The sequence below is a fragment of the Pseudomonas sp. TJI-51 genome (assembly GCF_000190455.2).
GTDB classification, from domain to species: domain Bacteria; phylum Pseudomonadota; class Gammaproteobacteria; order Pseudomonadales; family Pseudomonadaceae; genus Aquipseudomonas; species Aquipseudomonas juntendi.
Genome location: NZ_AEWE02000050.1, coordinates 1 through 15,979, shown reverse-complemented (window position 1 = coordinate 15,979; position 15,979 = coordinate 1). Strand labels below are relative to the sequence as shown.

The window sequence follows — 15,979 nt, the reverse complement described above, 5'->3', positions numbered from 1 at the left end:
CGGCGCTCGATCTCACTGGCGTTGAAGATGCTACGGCTACCCTTGCCACAAACCCTAGAATCTCCCACTGCGGGAGCTGGCCTGCCGGCGATTAGGCCGGATCAACCAAGCAACGCTTTCAGGTCTTGCAATTCCTGCTCGGTCAGCGCCACCCCCTCCTCGTCTGCCACCTCGCGCTCGCGGTAACGCCGTTCACCCGGCATGCGCGTCAACCCTGCCGCCTGCATCTGCTCCACCAGATCGCGGCTGCGCTGGGCAAAACGCTCGCCCTCGGCCTTGCTCGGGTCGATGACGATGATCAGTTGCCCGGTCCATGGCGTTTTCGCCCCCGGGTGCTCCGCCCAGTCGAATTCCCAGGAGAAGTGCCCGCCTGTCAGCGCCGCCGCCAGCAATTCGACCATCATCGACAGCGCCGAACCCTTGTGCCCGCCAAATGGCAGCAAAGCACCGCCCTCGAGAATCGCCTTGGGCTCGGTGGTTGGTTCGCCATTGGCATCGACACCCATGCCTTCGGGAAGCGGCTGGCCGGCACGCGCGGCAATCTGCACGTCGCCGTGGGCCATGGCGCTGGTGGCCATGTCGAAGACGATCGGGTCATGCCCGGCGCAGGGTGCTGCAAAGGCGATAGGGTTGGTGCCGAACAGAGGCTTGCGGGCCCCATGCGGCACCACGCAGGTCATGCTGTTGACCACGCTGAGGGCCACCAGGCCCTCTTCAGCGAACGGCTCCACGTCTGGCCACAAGGCGGCGAAATGGTGCGAGTTGTGGATCGCCAGCACGGCAATGCCGGCGTTGCGCGCCTTGGCCACCAACAGGTCGCGGGCCGCCGCCAGTGCGGGCTGGGCGAACCCGCCAGCGGCATCGACGCTGACATAGCCGGCGGCAAGGTCACTGACCTTGGCCACGGCCCGCCCATCGACCCAGCCGCTGTTCAGCGTGGACACGTATCCCGGCATGCGGAACACCCCATGGCTATGGGCACCATCGCGCTGGGCGCTCGCACAATTGTGGGCCAGCACCCTGGCCACGCTGTCGCTGCAGCCATGGCGCTGGAAGATAGCCTGCAGCAGGCCTTGCAGCTCGGTAAACGGCACGCGCACGACGGTGCCGGTGGACGGTGCGGACATCTGAAGCTCCTTGTTGATTTTGGAGTGGCTACAGCGTTGCAACGGCAAAACTTTCCCGCGAGTGACAGCTATCTGTCAAATGTTGACTTAATGGCAGAAAACATTCATTTTCTTCCCAAGCCTTACCTTCTGGAGCCCCAGCATGAGCCAACCGATCAAGCAACGCCTGGAAGCCAGCCTCGACGGGGCCGCAGCGTCAGGCCGCAAGATCGCCACCTACATGCTCGCCAACCTGCACGAACTGCCGTTCCAGACCTCGGCCAGCATCGCCGCCAAGCTGGGCGTCAGCGAATCCAGTGTCGGGCGGTTTTGCCGCTCCCTGGGTTATGCCCACCTCAAGGCACTTAAGCAAGACCTGCAGAGCGACCTGGGCGATGGCCCGTGGCTGGTGGGCGACCGCTTGCACGATTACCGCCAGCGCCAGGACGCCAGCGACAACGGCGGCAGCCTGGAACTGGAAATGGCCGCCCTGGTGCGCGTGCACGAGTACCGCCAAGGCCCGGCCTGGCACAACGTGGCCCAACGCCTGGCGAGCAAGCGCCGGGTCTTTGTTGCAGGTTTTCAGACCGAGCGCGGCCTGGCCATGTGCATGGGCCACTTGCTGCAATACCTGCGCGATGGGGTGCAACTGGTCGACCTCAGTGCCGGGCACTTTGCCGACGTGCTGCTCGGTAACGCCGCAGACAGCGCCCTGGTGGTGTTCGAGGCGCGCCGTTATTCCCGCCATGCCCTGTTGCTGTGCCAAAAGGCGCGCGAGGCGGGCATTGCGGTCACTTTGGTGACCGACACTTTCTGTGACTGGGCCGATTCCAACGCCGACGAGGTGTTCCGCATACCCACCGAATTCAATCTGTTCTGGGAATCCACCTCGGCCATGCTGTCGTGGGTACACCTGATGGTCAACGAGGTCTGCAAGAAACTCGGGCCGGATGTTGAAAAGCGCTTGGAAGCAACTGCCGCTCTACATAACGAGTTCGTCGGCTACACCACGTGGTCGGCGGGCAAACAACAATAGCAAGAGTGCAATGAGGTGCGAGATGAACAAGTCCATGGCCTTGCTGGGTGCGTGCGCCCTGCTGCTGGCGGGTGCTGCCAGTGCCGAAACCCTGCGCTTCGCCACCGAGGGTGCCTACCCGCCGTTCAACTATGTCGACGCCGATAACCAGTTGCATGGCTTCGACGTCGACATTACCCATGCCCTGTGCGAACAGATGAAGGTCGAGTGCACGCTGGTGGCTCAGGACTGGGAAGGCATCATCCCGGCGCTGATGGCGCGCAAGTACGACGCTGTGGTGGCCTCGATGATCGACACCGAGGAACGGCGCAAGAAAATTGCCTTCACCGACCATTACTACCGTACCCCGTTGACCGTGGCCGTGGCCAAGGACAGCAAGATCACCGATGCCCAAACCCACTTCGACGGCTACACGGTTGGCGCCCAGTCGTCGTCTACCCAGGCCATTTATGCCGAGGACGTTTACGCCAAGGCCGGCGCTGACGTGAAGCTGTACCCGACCATGGACGAAGCCAACGCGGACCTGGCCGCCGGCCGCCTCGACGGGGTGATTGCCGACAAATTTCCGCTTCAGGAATGGATCAGCAAGAACGGCGGTGACTGCTGCAAGATTCTGGGTGATGTAGCCAACACCAAGGCCGATGCCGCCATTGCCGTGCGCAAGGATGATGAAGCCTTGCGCCAACGCCTGAACACCGCGTTGCAACAGATCGTGGCCAACGGCACCTATCAGAAGATCGCCAGCAAGTACTTTGCATTCGATATCTACAACTGATCTTCAAGCCCTCATTGCCTGACCGGCCCCTGTCGCCGGCAAGCCAGCTCCCACAGGTTGCCCACGGACCTGAAGAACAGCGGTTTACCTGTGCGAGCTGGCTTGCCGGCGATGAGGCCGGTGAGGTCAACACAAGGTGTTCGTCATGCTCGATCAATTGTCCTTGCTGTCCTTGGCCAGCGGTGGCTGGGGCCAGGCGCTGCTGGCCGGCGCGCTGGTCACTGTGTCACTGGCCCTGGCCTGCCTGCCCATCGGCCTGCCGCTGGGCCTGGTAGTCGCCCTGGCGGCCCGCTCGCGCAAACGCCTGCCACGGGCCTGGGCCACCACGTTTTCCACCGTGTTCCGCGGCTTGCCCGAGCTGCTGACACTGCTGATCATTTATTACGGCTGCCAGATCGCCGCGCAGAAGGTCCTTGCCGCCCTGGGCTATGAAGGTGAGTTCCTGATCAATACCTTCGTGGCCGCCATGATCGCGTTCAGCCTGGTGTTTGCCGCATTTTCCAGCGAGATCTGGCTGGCCGCTTTCAAGACCTTGCCCAAAGGCCAGTGGGAGGCCTGTTCGGCCTTGGGGCTGAGCAAACGCACCGGGTTCTTCAAGGTGCTGCTGCCGCAGTTGACCCGCATTGCCCTGCCCGGCTTGTCCAACAACTGGCTGTCGTTGCTCAAGGACACCTCGCTGGTGTCGACCATCTCGCTGGTCGACCTGATGCGCCAGACCAACCTGGCCGTCAGCGTGACCAAAGAGCCCATGTTCTTCTATGGCGTGGCGTGCCTGGGCTACTTGCTGTTCGCGGCATTGTCCGGGCGCGTGTTCGCCTACATCGAGCGGCGGAGCAACCGCCACCTGCAAGGAGCGCGCGCATGAGCCTCGACCAATTGCTGGCGCTGGTGCTCGACCCTGACCTGCTGGAGCGTTACGGCCCGCGCTTTGTCGACGGCCTGCTGGTCACTGCGAAGCTGGTCGCCATTTCCTTCAGCCTGGGCGCGCTGCTGGGCCTGCTGCTGGCGCTGGCGCGCCTGTCGCACAACCTGCTGTTGCAACGCCTGGCGGCAGGTTATGTGTACTTCTTCCGCGGCTCGCCATTGCTGGCCCAGTTGTTCCTGCTGTACTACGGCCTGGGCTCGTTCAAGAGCTTCTGGCAGGAAGTGGGCCTGTGGTGGTTCTTCCGCGAGGCGTGGTTCTGCACCTTGCTGGCGTTCACCTTGAACACCGCCGCCTACCAGGCCGAGATCTTCCGCGGCAGCCTGATGGCCGTCGCCCCGGGCCAGTATGAGGCGGCGCGGGCGTTGAACCTGAAGCGCTCGACGACCTTCTTCAAGGTGATCCTGCCGCAGTCGCTGCTGGTTGCCATCGGCCCGCTGGGCAACGAATTGATCCTGATGATCAAAGCCAGCGCCATTGCCTCGCTGGTGACCATCTACGACCTGATGGGCGTGACCAAACTGGCCTTTTCGCGCAGCTTCGACTTCCAGATCTACCTGTGGGCCGCAGTGCTCTACCTGGTGATCGTCGAGGTGGTGCGGCGCCTGCTGAAACACCTGGAAGCCCGCCTGGGCCGCCACCTGAACTGACCGAAGGATACGTTCCATGCATTGCCAGACCTTAGTCCTGGGCGCCGGCATCGTCGGCGTCAGCACCGCCCTGCACTTGCAAGCCCGCGGGCGCCAGGTGGTACTGCTCGACCGCGACGAACCGGGCAGCGGTACCAGCCACGGCAACGCCGGGCTGATCGAGCGCTCCAGCGTCATCCCCTATGCCTTCCCACGGCAACTGGGCGCCCTGCTGCGCTATGGCCTGAACCGCCAGCCCGACGTGCGCTACAGCCTGGCGCATCTGCCCAAGGCGGCACCGTGGCTGTGGCGCTACTGGCGCCAGTCCGCCCCCGGGCGCCTGGCAGGTGCCGCCGCCGATATGCTGCCATTGGTGCAGCGCTGCGTGGAGGAACACGACGTGCTGATCGCAGCTGCCGGCCTGCAAGGGCTGGTGCAGGCCAAAGGCTGGATCGAGGTGTTCCGCGATCCGACGCTGTTCAGCCAGGCCAAGGCCGATGCCAAAGGCCTGAGCCGTTACGGCCTGCAGTTCGAAATACTGGAATGCGGCCAGTTGCAGGCTCGCGAACACCAGCTGGATGCCACCGTGGTCGGCGGCATCCACTGGCTTGACCCGAAAACCGTCAACAACCCCGGCGCCCTCACCCGTGGTTATGCAGCCTTGTTCCAGCAACGCGGCGGGCAGTTCCTGCATGGCGATGCGCGCAGCCTGCGTCAGCACCACGGCAAGTGGCAGGTCGACAGCCGCCGCGGCCCGATCACTGCCGACGAGGTTGTCGCCTGCCTGGGCCCCCAGTCGGCCGACCTGTTCAGCGGCCTGGGCTACCGGATACCGCTGGCGATCAAGCGCGGCTATCACATGCACTACGGCACCCGTGGCGGCGCGCAACTGGAGCACGCGATCTGCGACACCCAGGGTGGTTATGTGCTGGCACCGATGGCGCGCGGCGTGCGCTTGACCACCGGTATCGAGTTCGACGCCGCCAATGCGCCCGCCAACCAGATCCAGCTGGACCGTTGCGAAGCCTTGGCGCGCAAGCTGTTCCCCGCGCTGGGCGAGCGCCTGGACGACGCACCGTGGCTGGGGCGGCGCCCGTGCCTGCCCGACATGCGCCCGGTCATTGGCCCGGCGCCACGCCACCCGGGGCTGTGGTTCAACTTTGGCCACGCCCACCATGGCCTCACCCTGGGCCCGGTCAGCGGCCGCCTGCTGGCCGAACTGGTGACCGGGGAACGCCCCTTCACCGACCCCGCGCCTTACAGCGCAACCCGTTTCGACTGACCGCCGCGGGAGCACAACACGATGACCGCACTCTTGAGCCATGCCACCGCTACCCCTGAAACCGACCCGCGCCCGGTGCTGATCCGCATCGAAGGCTTGAACAAGCACTACGGGGCGTTCCATGTCTTGCGCGACATCGACCTGCAGGTACGCGAAGGCGAACGTATCGTCCTGTGCGGGCCTTCCGGCTCGGGCAAGTCGACGCTGATCCGCTGCATCAACCGCCTGGAAATCGCCCAGCAGGGCACTATCGAGGTCGCCGGCGTCGACCTTGCGACCAACACCCGGGAGGCGGCGCAGGTACGCAGCGACATTGGCATGGTGTTTCAGCACTTCAACCTGTTCCCGCACATGAGCGTGCTCGACAACTGCCTGCTCGCCCCCACGAGCGTGCGTGGGCTATCACGCAAGGATGCCGAGGAACGGGCGCGCATGTACCTGACCAAAGTGGGCATCGCAAGCCAGGCGCACAAGTACCCCAGCCAATTGTCCGGCGGGCAGCAGCAGCGCGTGGCAATTGCCCGCGCGCTGTGCATGAAACCGCGGATCATGCTGTTCGACGAGCCTACGTCGGCACTGGACCCTGAAATGGTCGCCGAAGTGCTGGATGTGCTGGTGCAACTGGCCGGCACGGGCATGACCATGCTTTGCGTCACCCACGAAATGGGCTTTGCCCGGCAGGTGGCCGAACGGGTGCTGTTCCTGGAGGGTGGGCAGATCATCGAGGACAGCCCGCCGCAGGTGTTCTTCAACCACCCGCGCACCGAGCGGGCCAAGGGGTTCCTGGCGCAGATCCTGCACTGAGTGCAGACCTGTCACTGAACGTGTGGGAGCGGCCTTGTGTCGCGAAAGGGCCGCAAAGCGGCCCCCGGTTTTTCAGCACTGTTGCCTATATTGCCGGGGCTGCTGTGCAGCCCTTTCGCGACACAAGGCCGCTCCCACAACGACCGCGCTGACTTCAAGCCACCTATTTCATTGCACGGCTGCAAAGACCCGACTGCGTCGTTAAATATTATTGACCGAACCTCCCGCCAAACCCACGCCGCCACAGGCCCGCATCGGTTCAACCCACCCAAAACCGGCGCATTTCCCGCCTTGCAGCCCCTTTCAGTCGTTTGACATATCGAACGGCTCTGGCAAGCTATCTACAGGCCCCGACCGGCATCGTCAGCTCGACGAGCCGGCAGTGCTCGGGGCTCCAGGCGCCACTCAGAGCCCCGCGCCGTGCGCCTGCACAACAACGACAGGTCGAACCTGTCCCAAGGTGACATATGTCCAACAGCAACATTGGCAACAAGCAACCTTCCCTGCGCAAACCCGTCGTCCTGATGACCATGGGCAGCCAAGAGCGCAAAGGCCATGACTACCAGGTCATGACCCACAAATACATCACCCCGCTGGTCGAGTTCGCCGATTGTGTCCCGGTGCTGGTGCCCACCTGCTGCGGCATTGACGACCTCGAGACCTATCTGGACATGGCCGACGGCGTTTACCTGACCGGCGCTGGCAGCAACATCGACCCGGCGCTGTACGGCCAGGAAAACCAGACCCCAGGCAAAGGCCAGGACCAGAACCGCGACCTGTTCGACATTCCGCTGGTCAAGGCGGCGCTCAAGCGTGGCCTGCCCATCTTCGGCATCTGCCGGGGCATGCAGGAAATCAACGTGGCGCTGGGTGGCGACATCTACCAGAAGGTGTACGCCGAACCGGGTTTCAATGACCACCGGGAAAACCCGGAAGACCCGGTCGAAGTACAGTACGCCCAGGTTCACAGCGTAAAGATCAAACCAGGCAGCTGGCTGCGCGACACTTTGGGTTGCGACGAAATCCGCGTCAACTCGCTGCACGGCCAGGGCCTGCACACGCTCGGCGCCGGCATCGAGGCCATCGCGCATGCGGAAGACGGCCTGGTCGAGGCCATTCATGCGCCAAGCATTTCGCCGTTCCTGTTCGCCGTGCAATGGCACCCAGAATGGCAAGCTGCGCAGAACCCCGACTCGATCAAGATCTTCCAGGCGTTCGGTGACGCGTGCCGCGCCCAGGTTCGCAAGGCGCAGGTCAAGCGCGCTGCCTGACCTACAGTTTCCCCTGCTTTGATCGCGGGGCGGCGCAAGGCCGCCCCCGCCTCCCCCGGTCACCCTCTGCTGGTCCCAGAATATCTGCCGTGGAATCGGGCGGCGGGTTTGTGCCTGTCTTTGCGATCGTTTTTTTCTTTTGGCCTTTAGAGATACGATGACTACCGGGTGGTGGTCGTCGGTTTTTCAGCGCCTGTGAGATCGAGCGCCGCCCGCGCGGCGCATCGCGAGCTGCGCTCGATCTGCAACCCACCACACATATCGAGGCGGGCACCTCGACGCGTACACCCTCGCGGAAAACAAAATTCCAAGAAAGCACTGGTCATCCCTGAGGTTGTACGATAACTTACCTCCAACGCAAAACAACACCTCCACCCAAGCGCCACAGGATGCCAACAACAATGAATCCACAAGAACTCAAATCCATCCTCTCCCACGGCCTGCTGTCTTTCCCGGTCACCGACTTCAACGCCCAGGGCGACTTCAACCCGGCGGGCTACATCAAGCGCCTGGAGTGGCTGGCCCCCTATGGCGCCAGTGCCCTGTTCGCCGCCGGTGGTACGGGTGAGTTCTTCTCCCTGGCTGCCAGCGAATACAGCCAGGTCATCAAGACCGCAGTCGATACCTGCGCCACTTCGGTACCGATCCTCGCCGGCGTGGGTGGCTCCACCCGCCAGGCCATCGAATATGCGCAAGAAGCCGAGCGCCTGGGCGCCAAGGGCCTGCTGCTGCTGCCGCACTACCTGACCGAAGCCAGCCAGGACGGTGTTGCCGCCCACGTGGAAGCCGTGTGCAAGTCGGTGAAGATCGGCGTGGTGGTGTACAACCGCAATGTCTGCCGCCTCAACGCCAACCTGCTGGAAAAACTGGCCGAACGCTGCCCTAACCTGATCGGCTACAAGGACGGCCTGGGTGATATCGAGCTGATGGTGTCGATCCGCCGCCGCCTGGGTGATCGCTTCAGCTACCTGGGTGGCCTGCCAACCGCCGAAGTGTATGCTGCTGCCTACAAGGCCCTTGGCGTGCCGGTCTACTCCTCGGCAGTGTTCAACTTTGTGCCGAAGACAGCGATGGACTTCTACAACGCCATCGCCCGCGACGACCACGCTGCCGTGGCCAAGCTGATCGATGATTTCTTCCTGCCCTACCTGGACATCCGCAACCGCAAGGCTGGCTACGCCGTGAGCATCGTCAAGGCCGGCGCCAAGCTGGCCGGTTACGACGCAGGCCCGGTGCGTACCCCGCTGACCGACCTCACCGCCGAAGAGTACGAAATGCTCGCCGCGCTGATGGACAAGATGGGCCCGCAGTAAGCGCTGCCTGCGGCCTGCCATATGCCGCGCCCGGAGTGGGCCTGCCCCGCTCCGGTTACCATTCGTGAGCCCGCACAAAAATAACTAGTGGGAGTACAACCAGCATGCAAGCGACTAAAAAGACGCATGTGCGCTACCTGATCCTGTTCATGCTGTTCCTGGTGACCACGATCAACTATGCCGACCGCGCGACCATTGCAATCGCAGGCTCCAGCCTGCAGAAAGACCTCGGCATTGACGCCGTAACCCTCGGTTATATCTTCTCCGCCTTCGGATGGGCTTACGTGGCTGGCCAGATTCCGGGTGGCTGGCTGCTCGACCGCTTCGGTTCCAAGAACGTCTACGCCTTCAGCATCTTCACCTGGTCGCTGTTCACCCTGTTGCAGGGCTTTGTCGGCGGCCTTCCGGTTGCCTGGGCAGTCGTGACCCTGTTCACCTTGCGCTTCCTCGTCGGCTTTGCCGAAGCCCCGTCGTTCCCGGGTAACGCCCGTATCGTCGCGGCCTGGTTCCCGACCCAGGAACGCGGTACCGCCTCGGCCATCTTCAACTCCGCGCAGTACTTCGCCACCGCCCTGTTCGCACCGATCATGGGTTGGATCGTGTTCAGCTTCGGCTGGGAGCACGTGTTCGTGGTGATGGGGGCGCTGGGCATCATCTTCTCGATGGTGTGGCTGAAGACCATCTACAACCCGCGCCAGCATCCACGCATCAGCCCGGCCGAGCTCGAACACATCGAGCAGAACGGCGGCCTGGTCGACATGGACCACAAGCGCGGCAACGATGGCCCGAAATGGGGTTACATCAAGCAGCTGCTGACCAGCCGCATGCTGCTGGGCGTGTACCTGGGCCAGTATTGCATCAACGCCATCACCTATTTCTTCCTGACCTGGTTCCCGGTGTACCTGGTGCAGGAACGCGGCATGACCATCCTCAAGGCCGGCTTCATCGCCTCGCTGCCGGCGGTCTGCGGCTTTATCGGCGGCGTGCTGGGCGGGGTGATCTCGGACTGGCTGCTGCGCCGTGGCAACTCGTTGACCTTCTCGCGCAAGCTGCCGATCGTCTGCGGCCTGATGCTGTCGACCACCATGGTGTTCTGCAACTACGTAGACGCCGAGTGGATGGTCGTCGGTTTCATGACCCTGGCCTTCTTCGGCAAAGGCATCGGCGCGCTGGGCTGGGCGGTAGTGGCAGACACCTCACCGAAGCAGATCGCCGGCCTGTCGGGCGGCCTGTTCAACACCTTCGGCAACATCGCCTCTATCACTACGCCTATCGTCATCGGCTACATCATCAGCGCCACGGGTTCGTTCAAGTGGGCCCTGGTCTACGTAGGCGCCAACGCCCTGGTAGCGGTGTTCAGCTACCTGGTGATCGTTGGCCCGATCAAGCGTATCGAACTGCGCGACGACGCCCCGAAGCCACAGGCTGAGCCTGCTGCCAACGGCGAACTGGCCAGCTCGCGCCATTGAGTGACACGCCCGCGCCGGCTCGTTCGGTGCGGGCGGATGTACAAAAAAGCCTGAGAACCTGACAAGTAGGGCCCAAACATGCAGTTGATCGAACATTCCGACTCGCCCCGCTACGTGCGCCTGCACGACGATGACAACGTCGTGGTCGTGGTCAATGACGGCGGCCTGGGCGAAGGTGCCCGTTTTGCCGACGGCCTGACCCTGGTCGAGGGCGTACCGCAAAGCCACAAGGTTGCCACCGTGACCATCGCCAAGGGCGAGCCGGTGCGCCGCTACGGGCAAATCATCGGTTATGCGCTGGAAGACCTGCGCCAGGGCAGCTGGGTACAGGAAAGCCAGCTGGCCATGCCCGCTGCCCCGGAACTGGACAGCCTGCCACGCTGCGATGCCGTGCCACAGCCGCTGCCGCCACTGGAAGGTTTCACCTTCGAAGGCTACCGCAACGCCGACGGCACGGTGGGCACGCGCAATATCCTTGGCATCACCACCACCGTGCAGTGCGTGACCGGCGTGCTGGAGCACGCGGTCAAGCGCATCCGCAGCGAACTGCTGCCCCAATACCCCAACGTCGATGACGTGGTAGCCATCACCCACAGCTACGGCTGCGGCGTGGCCATCAACGCCCGCGACGCCTATATCCCGATCCGCACCGTGCGCAACCTGGCGCGCAACCCCAACCTGGGCGGCGAAGCGCTGGTCATCAGCCTGGGCTGCGAAAAGCTGCAGGCCGGCCAGGTGATGCACGACAACGACCCGTCGGTAGATCTCAGCGACCCGTGGCTGTACCGCCTGCAGGACGCCAGCCTGGGCTTTGTGGAAATGATCGAGCAGATCATGGCGCTGGCCGACACCCGCTTGAAGAAACTCGACCAGCGTCGACGCGAAAGCGTACCGGCCAGCGAGCTGATCCTGGGCATGCAGTGCGGTGGCAGCGACGCCTTTTCGGGCATTACCGCCAACCCGGCGCTGGGTTATGCCGCCGACCTGCTGGTACGTGCCGGTGCCACCGTGCTGTTCTCGGAAGTGACCGAGGTTCGCGACGCCATCTACATGCTGACTTCGCGCGCGCAAAACCAGGCGGTGGCCGACGCGCTGGTCAGCGAAATGGACTGGTATGACCGCTACCTGCAGCAAGGCGCCGTCGACCGCAGCGCCAATACCACACCGGGCAATAAGAAAGGCGGCCTGTCGAACATCGTCGAAAAGTCGCTGGGTTCGATCGTCAAGTCCGGCAGCGGGGCCATCCAGGGCGTGCTTGGCCCAGGCGAGCGGGTCAAGGGCAAGGGGCTGATCTTTTGCGCCACCCCGGCCAGCGACTTTGTCTGTGGCACCCTGCAACTGGCCGCAGGCATGAACCTTCATGTCTTCACCACGGGCCGCGGCACGCCGTATGGCCTGGCCATGGCGCCCGTGGTCAAGGTGTGCACCCGCAGCGAGCTGGCGCAGCGCTGGCCCGACTTGATCGACATCGACGCCGGACGCATCGCCAGCGGCCGCGCGACCATCGAGGAATTGGGCTGGGAGCTGTTCCACTACTACCTCGACGTCGCCAGTGGCCGCAAGCAGACCTGGGCCGAGCAGCACCGCTTGCACAACGACATCACCCTGTTCAATCCGGCGCCAATTACCTGATGCCCTGGGCAGGCTCGCCCAGCACTCTTCATTCAGCCACCCTCACAGGAGCACCCCATGCCTGAAATCCTCGGCCACAACTTCATCGCCGGCCAGCGCAGCGCCGCTGGCGCACAGCGCCTGCAGAGCCTGGACGCCAGCACTGGCGAAGCCCTGCCGTACAACTTTGCCCAGGCTACCGAGGGCGAAGTCGACCAAGCCGCCAAAGCCGCGGCCGCCGCTTTCGCCGAATTCCGCCAACTAGCCCCGGCGCGCCGCGCCGAATTTCTGGATGCCATCGCTGCCGAACTGGACGAGCTGGACGATGCCTTCATCGCTATCGTCTGCCGCGAAACCGCACTGCCCGCCGCACGTATCCAGGGTGAGCGCGGCCGTACCAGCGGCCAGATGCGCCTGTTCGCCCAGGTGTTGCGCCGTGGCGATTACCTTGGCGCACGCATCGACCTCGCCCTGCCCGAACGCCAGCCACTGCCACGCGTGGACCTGCGCCAGATGCGCATTGGCGTTGGCCCGGTCGCGGTGTTCGGCGCCAGTAACTTCCCGCTGGCGTTCTCCACCGCAGGCGGCGACACCGCCGCGGCGCTGGCCGCCGGCTGCCCGGTGGTGTTCAAGGCGCACAGCGGCCACATGGCAACCGCCGACCTGGTCGGCTGCGCCATCACCCGGGCAGCCGAGCGTACCGGCATGCCCAATGGGGTGTTCAACATGGTGTTCGGTGGCGGCGTGGGCGAGTGGCTGGTCAAGCACCCGGCCATCCAGGCCGTGGGTTTCACCGGTTCGCTGAAAGGCGGCGACGCCCTGTGCCGCATGGCCGCAGAGCGCCCCCAGCCGATTCCGGTGTTCGCCGAGATGTCCAGCATCAACCCGGTGATCATCCTGCCGGGCGCCCTGGCCAAGCGTGGCGACGCCATCGCCCGTGAGCTGGCCGGTTCGGTGTGCCTGGGCGCAGGGCAGTTCTGCACCAACCCGGGCCTGGTCATCGGGCTGCAATCGCCACCGTACAGCCAGCTGTTGGCTGAGCTGGGTCAGCACCTGGGCCAGCAGGCCGGCCAGGTCATGCTCAACGCCGGCGGCCTGCGCAGTTATGTCGCTGGCCTGGAGCACCTGCACGCCCACGCCGGTATCGAACACCTGGCAGGCCAGGCACAGCAAGGCAGCCAGGCCCATGCCCAGTTGTTCAAGGCCGATGCCAGGTTGCTGGTCGAGTCCGACCCATTGCTGCAGGAGGAAGTGTTCGGCCCCACCACCGTGGCCGTGGAAGTTCAGGATAACGACCAGTTGCGCGCTGCCGTGCTTGGCCTGCGCGGCCAGCTGACCGCCACACTGATCGGCGAGCCTGAGGACTTTGAAGCCTTTGCCTGGCTGGTACCACTGCTGGAAGAGAAAGTCGGGCGGATTCTGCTCAATGGTTACCCGACAGGTGTCGAGGTGTGCGATGCCATGGTCCACGGCGGGCCGTACCCGGCAACTTCCGACGCCCGCGGAACCTCGGTCGGCACCCTGGCTATCGACCGCTTCCTGCGCCCCGTGTGCTACCAGAACTATCCGCAGGCGCTGTTGCCCGAGGCCCTGCGTGACAGCAACCCGCTGGGGCTGCGGCGGTTGGTGAATGGGCAGTGGCGCGACGGGGCGATCTGACGCCCCTTTGCGGCACGGGCCTCAAGCCCCTTGCGCCTCAGCCTCTTCATGCACCTGACGCAAACGCTCACGGCTATTGCTCAGGTGCATGCGCATGGCCATTTTGGCCCCTTCGCTGTCTCGCCGTGCAATGGCTTCATAGATGGCTTCATGCTCATGGCGCAGCCGGCTCATGTAATGGGCCTGGTCATCACGCGCCAACCGCGCTGAATTCAACCGGGTCCGGGGGATGATGCTGGTGCCCAGGTGGTTGAGGATGTCGGCGAAGTAATGGTTGCCACTGGCCTGGGCAATGCGCAGGTGAAACTGGAAGTCGGCCGACACCGCATCGGTGGCGTGGGCCGCCCCCTCGTTCAGCTCATCCAGCGCCGCGCGCATGCCGGCCAGCTCGTCATCGCTGCGGCGTTGTGCGGCAAGCCCTGCCGATTCGATCTCCAGCGCAATGCGCAACTCCAGCACCGCCAGCACCTCACGCAGGGTAACGACGGTAGCCGGGTCGATCCGGAAGCCCCCGGTCGCCGGCGCATCCAGCACGAACGTACCGATGCCGTGGCGGGTTTCCACCTGCCCGGCGGCTTGCAGCCGCGAAATGGCCTCACGCACCACCGTGCGGCTGACGCCCTCTTCAACCATGATCTGCGATTCGGTCGGCAGCTTGTCGCCGCGCTTGAGCTGGCCGCTGCGAATACGCTCGGTCAGCACCGTAACCAGTTCCTGGGCCAGACTGCGTGGCTTGCGCCGGGTCCTTGCCTGTACCTGCTGCTCTGTCATCGCCCTGTGTTTCACCTTGAAAGACAGCGCTTATCATAGCGCAAGCAGTTGTACGATCACATATGCCGCGTGCGGATTTCATTGCCTGCCTGGGGCTGCACCTACCCGACAACACCTGGAAGTGCTGGCACAGAGCCTGCGCTGCAAGATACTGTGCGTTTCCACCTCATGCATCCATGGAAGGAACTGCCCGTATGAAAATCTTTGACCGCCTTTTGCTGGGCTGCGGCTTACTGATCCCCTTGTGGCTGTTGGCCGGGGTCTGGCTCACTGCACTGGCGTACCCCGGCTACGACCATTTCCAACAAGCCATGAGCCAGCTCGGCGCGGTTGGCTCGCCCGTGCAGCGCTGGTCGCCATGGGTTAACAATTATCCTCTCGCGGTCTTGTTCATCTTGTTTGCCTTTGGCCTCGCGCGGCGCTGGCACGGCTCGAAGGTGGCGTTGTCGAGTGCAGCTCTGGTATTGGTGCACGGCCTCGGTAGCCTGGGCACAGGCTGGTTCGCTTGCGACTCAGGCTGCGCTCCGGCGCAACCTTCCAGCTCACAGCTGCTGCACAACTTGTCGGGGTTGCTGATGTTCCTTTCACTGACCCTGGCGAGCGCCCTGTGGGCGTGGCTAGGGACGCGTCTGGCCGGCAGCCAGGCCGTCGCGCTGCTGTCCGCAACCAGCCTGATACTGGCCATCGTCACCGTCGCACTCATGGCCCAGGCGGCACAAAGCGGGCAACTGTTCGGCCTGTACCAGCGCCTCAACTACGGGGTGTCGGTACTGTGGATCGCCTGCCTTGCCTGGGCTAGCCTGCGCAACCCGGCTGCTGGGTCATTGCACAGGCCCACCCGCTGACGGCAATTTGCTGGCCCCCCACCTTTGCAAGTGAGGGCAAACTTCGTTCCCCTTCAATTGCTTAGGACAGCAATATGCGAGTACTTCTAGCTACGATGGCCGGCTGCCTGCTCGCCACATTCGCTTTCGGCGCCCAGGCCAGGGCACTCAGCCAGAATGATCGCCACACCTGCCAGTGGGGTGCGCAAATAGCCGGTGAAGCCCAGCAAGCCAAGCTTGCCGGGGTCACCCTGTACGCTACGCGCAAGAAGCTTCAGGTGCGAAAGTTCGCCAAACCGTGGATGCGCATGACCGCCTTCGGCATTACTGAACAAACCTATAACAGCCGCTCCAGGCTCAAGCCTGCGGCAATCCGGCAGACCTATTACGAGCAGTGCGTGCACCATGCAGTTGCGAAGAGATAGGTGTTTTATTTCAGGCGGTTATGGATTAAAGCTAAAGCATTTTATGCGCCGTACTTGTGAGAGATTCTATGGTTCCTGGCAA

Annotated in this window: 15 protein-coding genes; 13 read left to right on the top strand and 2 right to left on the bottom strand. The window is 63.8% G+C overall.

Annotation, left to right across the window (positions count from 1 at the left end):
• Window positions 1–101: 101 nt before the first annotated feature.
• The gene (locus tag G1E_RS11720) at window positions 102–1,127 is read right to left on the bottom strand and encodes an Ldh family oxidoreductase (protein WP_009687028.1); all 1,026 of its coding nucleotides are present in this window, start codon (window positions 1,125–1,127) and stop codon (window positions 102–104) included.
• A 142-nt stretch (window positions 1,128–1,269) separates the two neighbouring features.
• On the opposite strand from G1E_RS11720, the gene G1E_RS11715 reads away from it, so the two are divergent.
• The 11 genes from G1E_RS11715 to G1E_RS11665 all read left to right on the top strand — a co-directional run bounded on the left by G1E_RS11715 (window position 1,270) and on the right by G1E_RS11665 (window position 13,877).
• On the top strand, window positions 1,270–2,142 hold the full coding sequence (locus G1E_RS11715) for a MurR/RpiR family transcriptional regulator (protein ID WP_047149833.1): 873 nt from the start codon (window positions 1,270–1,272) through the stop codon (window positions 2,140–2,142).
• 22 nt (window positions 2,143–2,164) lie between these two features.
• Window positions 2,165–2,917 carry a transporter substrate-binding domain-containing protein gene (locus G1E_RS11710; RefSeq protein ID WP_009687025.1) on the top strand — a complete coding sequence of 251 codons (753 nt, stop codon included), beginning with the start codon at window positions 2,165–2,167 and terminating at the stop codon, window positions 2,915–2,917.
• Between the two features lie 145 nt (window positions 2,918–3,062).
• Window positions 3,063–3,782 carry an ABC transporter permease gene (locus G1E_RS11705; protein WP_009687024.1) on the top strand — a complete coding sequence of 240 codons (720 nt, stop codon included), beginning with the start codon at window positions 3,063–3,065 and terminating at the stop codon, window positions 3,780–3,782.
• Window positions 3,779–4,489, top strand: coding sequence for an ABC transporter permease (locus G1E_RS11700; protein WP_009687023.1), 711 nt, complete (start codon window positions 3,779–3,781; stop codon window positions 4,487–4,489). Before G1E_RS11705 ends, G1E_RS11700 begins: the two co-directional genes overlap by 4 nt.
• Before the next feature lie 16 nt (window positions 4,490–4,505).
• Window positions 4,506–5,750, top strand: coding sequence for an FAD-binding oxidoreductase (locus tag G1E_RS11695; RefSeq protein ID WP_029886747.1), 1,245 nt, complete (start codon window positions 4,506–4,508; stop codon window positions 5,748–5,750).
• 21 nt (window positions 5,751–5,771) lie between these two features.
• On the top strand, window positions 5,772–6,554 hold the full coding sequence (locus tag G1E_RS11690; protein WP_009687020.1) for an amino acid ABC transporter ATP-binding protein: 783 nt from the start codon (window positions 5,772–5,774) through the stop codon (window positions 6,552–6,554).
• Between the two features lie 467 nt (window positions 6,555–7,021).
• Window positions 7,022–7,825, top strand: a complete 804-nt coding sequence (locus tag G1E_RS11685; protein WP_009687019.1) for a gamma-glutamyl-gamma-aminobutyrate hydrolase family protein — start codon at window positions 7,022–7,024, stop codon at window positions 7,823–7,825.
• A 401-nt stretch (window positions 7,826–8,226) separates the two neighbouring features.
• Entirely contained in the window at window positions 8,227–9,138 is a 912-nt protein-coding gene (gene kdgD, locus G1E_RS11680) for a 5-dehydro-4-deoxyglucarate dehydratase (protein ID WP_009687018.1), read from the top strand.
• 104 nt (window positions 9,139–9,242) lie between these two features.
• Window positions 9,243–10,607: an MFS transporter gene (locus tag G1E_RS11675; RefSeq protein ID WP_009687017.1), complete on the top strand. Its 1,365-nt coding sequence runs from the start codon at window positions 9,243–9,245 to the stop codon at window positions 10,605–10,607.
• Window positions 10,608–10,685: 78 nt separating this feature from the next.
• Window positions 10,686–12,239, top strand: coding sequence for a galactarate dehydratase (gene garD, locus G1E_RS11670; protein ID WP_009687016.1), 1,554 nt, complete (start codon window positions 10,686–10,688; stop codon window positions 12,237–12,239).
• Window positions 12,240–12,296: 57 nt separating this feature from the next.
• Window positions 12,297–13,877 (top strand): aldehyde dehydrogenase (NADP(+)), encoded by a 1,581-nt coding sequence (locus G1E_RS11665; protein WP_047149832.1) that lies wholly within the window; start codon window positions 12,297–12,299, stop codon window positions 13,875–13,877.
• 21 nt (window positions 13,878–13,898) lie between these two features.
• Here G1E_RS11665 and G1E_RS11660 read toward each other — a convergent pair whose 3' ends face one another.
• Window positions 13,899–14,648, bottom strand: a complete 750-nt coding sequence (locus tag G1E_RS11660) for a FadR/GntR family transcriptional regulator (protein ID WP_009687013.1) — start codon at window positions 14,646–14,648, stop codon at window positions 13,899–13,901.
• 194 nt (window positions 14,649–14,842) lie between these two features.
• Here G1E_RS11660 and G1E_RS11655 point away from each other — a divergent pair, with 194 nt between their 5' ends.
• Both G1E_RS11655 and G1E_RS11650 read left to right on the top strand, forming a co-directional pair.
• Window positions 14,843–15,493 carry a DUF998 domain-containing protein gene (locus G1E_RS11655; RefSeq protein WP_009687012.1) on the top strand — a complete coding sequence of 217 codons (651 nt, stop codon included), beginning with the start codon at window positions 14,843–14,845 and terminating at the stop codon, window positions 15,491–15,493.
• A gap of 74 nt (window positions 15,494–15,567) precedes the next feature.
• Window positions 15,568–15,897 (top strand): hypothetical protein, encoded by a 330-nt coding sequence (locus G1E_RS11650; protein WP_047149831.1) that lies wholly within the window; start codon window positions 15,568–15,570, stop codon window positions 15,895–15,897.
• The last annotated feature ends 82 nt before the right edge of the window (window positions 15,898–15,979 follow it).

Excerpts from the sequence above, each read along its gene's own strand:
- G1E_RS11720 (WP_009687028.1), bottom strand. The coding sequence starts at position 1,127 with ATGTCCGCACCGTCCACCGGCACCGTCGTGCGCGTGCCGTTTACCGAG.
- G1E_RS11715 (WP_047149833.1), top strand. The coding sequence starts at position 1,270 with ATGAGCCAACCGATCAAGCAACGCCTGGAAGCCAGCCTCGACGGGGCC.
- G1E_RS11710 (WP_009687025.1), top strand. The coding sequence starts at position 2,165 with ATGAACAAGTCCATGGCCTTGCTGGGTGCGTGCGCCCTGCTGCTGGCG.
- G1E_RS11705 (WP_009687024.1), top strand. The coding sequence starts at position 3,063 with ATGCTCGATCAATTGTCCTTGCTGTCCTTGGCCAGCGGTGGCTGGGGC.
- G1E_RS11700 (WP_009687023.1), top strand. The coding sequence starts at position 3,779 with ATGAGCCTCGACCAATTGCTGGCGCTGGTGCTCGACCCTGACCTGCTG.
- G1E_RS11695 (WP_029886747.1), top strand. The coding sequence starts at position 4,506 with ATGCATTGCCAGACCTTAGTCCTGGGCGCCGGCATCGTCGGCGTCAGC.
- G1E_RS11690 (WP_009687020.1), top strand. The coding sequence starts at position 5,772 with ATGACCGCACTCTTGAGCCATGCCACCGCTACCCCTGAAACCGACCCG.
- G1E_RS11685 (WP_009687019.1), top strand. The coding sequence starts at position 7,022 with ATGTCCAACAGCAACATTGGCAACAAGCAACCTTCCCTGCGCAAACCC.
- kdgD (WP_009687018.1), top strand. The coding sequence starts at position 8,227 with ATGAATCCACAAGAACTCAAATCCATCCTCTCCCACGGCCTGCTGTCT.
- G1E_RS11675 (WP_009687017.1), top strand. The coding sequence starts at position 9,243 with ATGCAAGCGACTAAAAAGACGCATGTGCGCTACCTGATCCTGTTCATG.
- garD (WP_009687016.1), top strand. The coding sequence starts at position 10,686 with ATGCAGTTGATCGAACATTCCGACTCGCCCCGCTACGTGCGCCTGCAC.
- G1E_RS11665 (WP_047149832.1), top strand. The coding sequence starts at position 12,297 with ATGCCTGAAATCCTCGGCCACAACTTCATCGCCGGCCAGCGCAGCGCC.
- G1E_RS11660 (WP_009687013.1), bottom strand. The coding sequence starts at position 14,648 with ATGACAGAGCAGCAGGTACAGGCAAGGACCCGGCGCAAGCCACGCAGT.
- G1E_RS11655 (WP_009687012.1), top strand. The coding sequence starts at position 14,843 with ATGAAAATCTTTGACCGCCTTTTGCTGGGCTGCGGCTTACTGATCCCC.
- G1E_RS11650 (WP_047149831.1), top strand. The coding sequence starts at position 15,568 with ATGCGAGTACTTCTAGCTACGATGGCCGGCTGCCTGCTCGCCACATTC.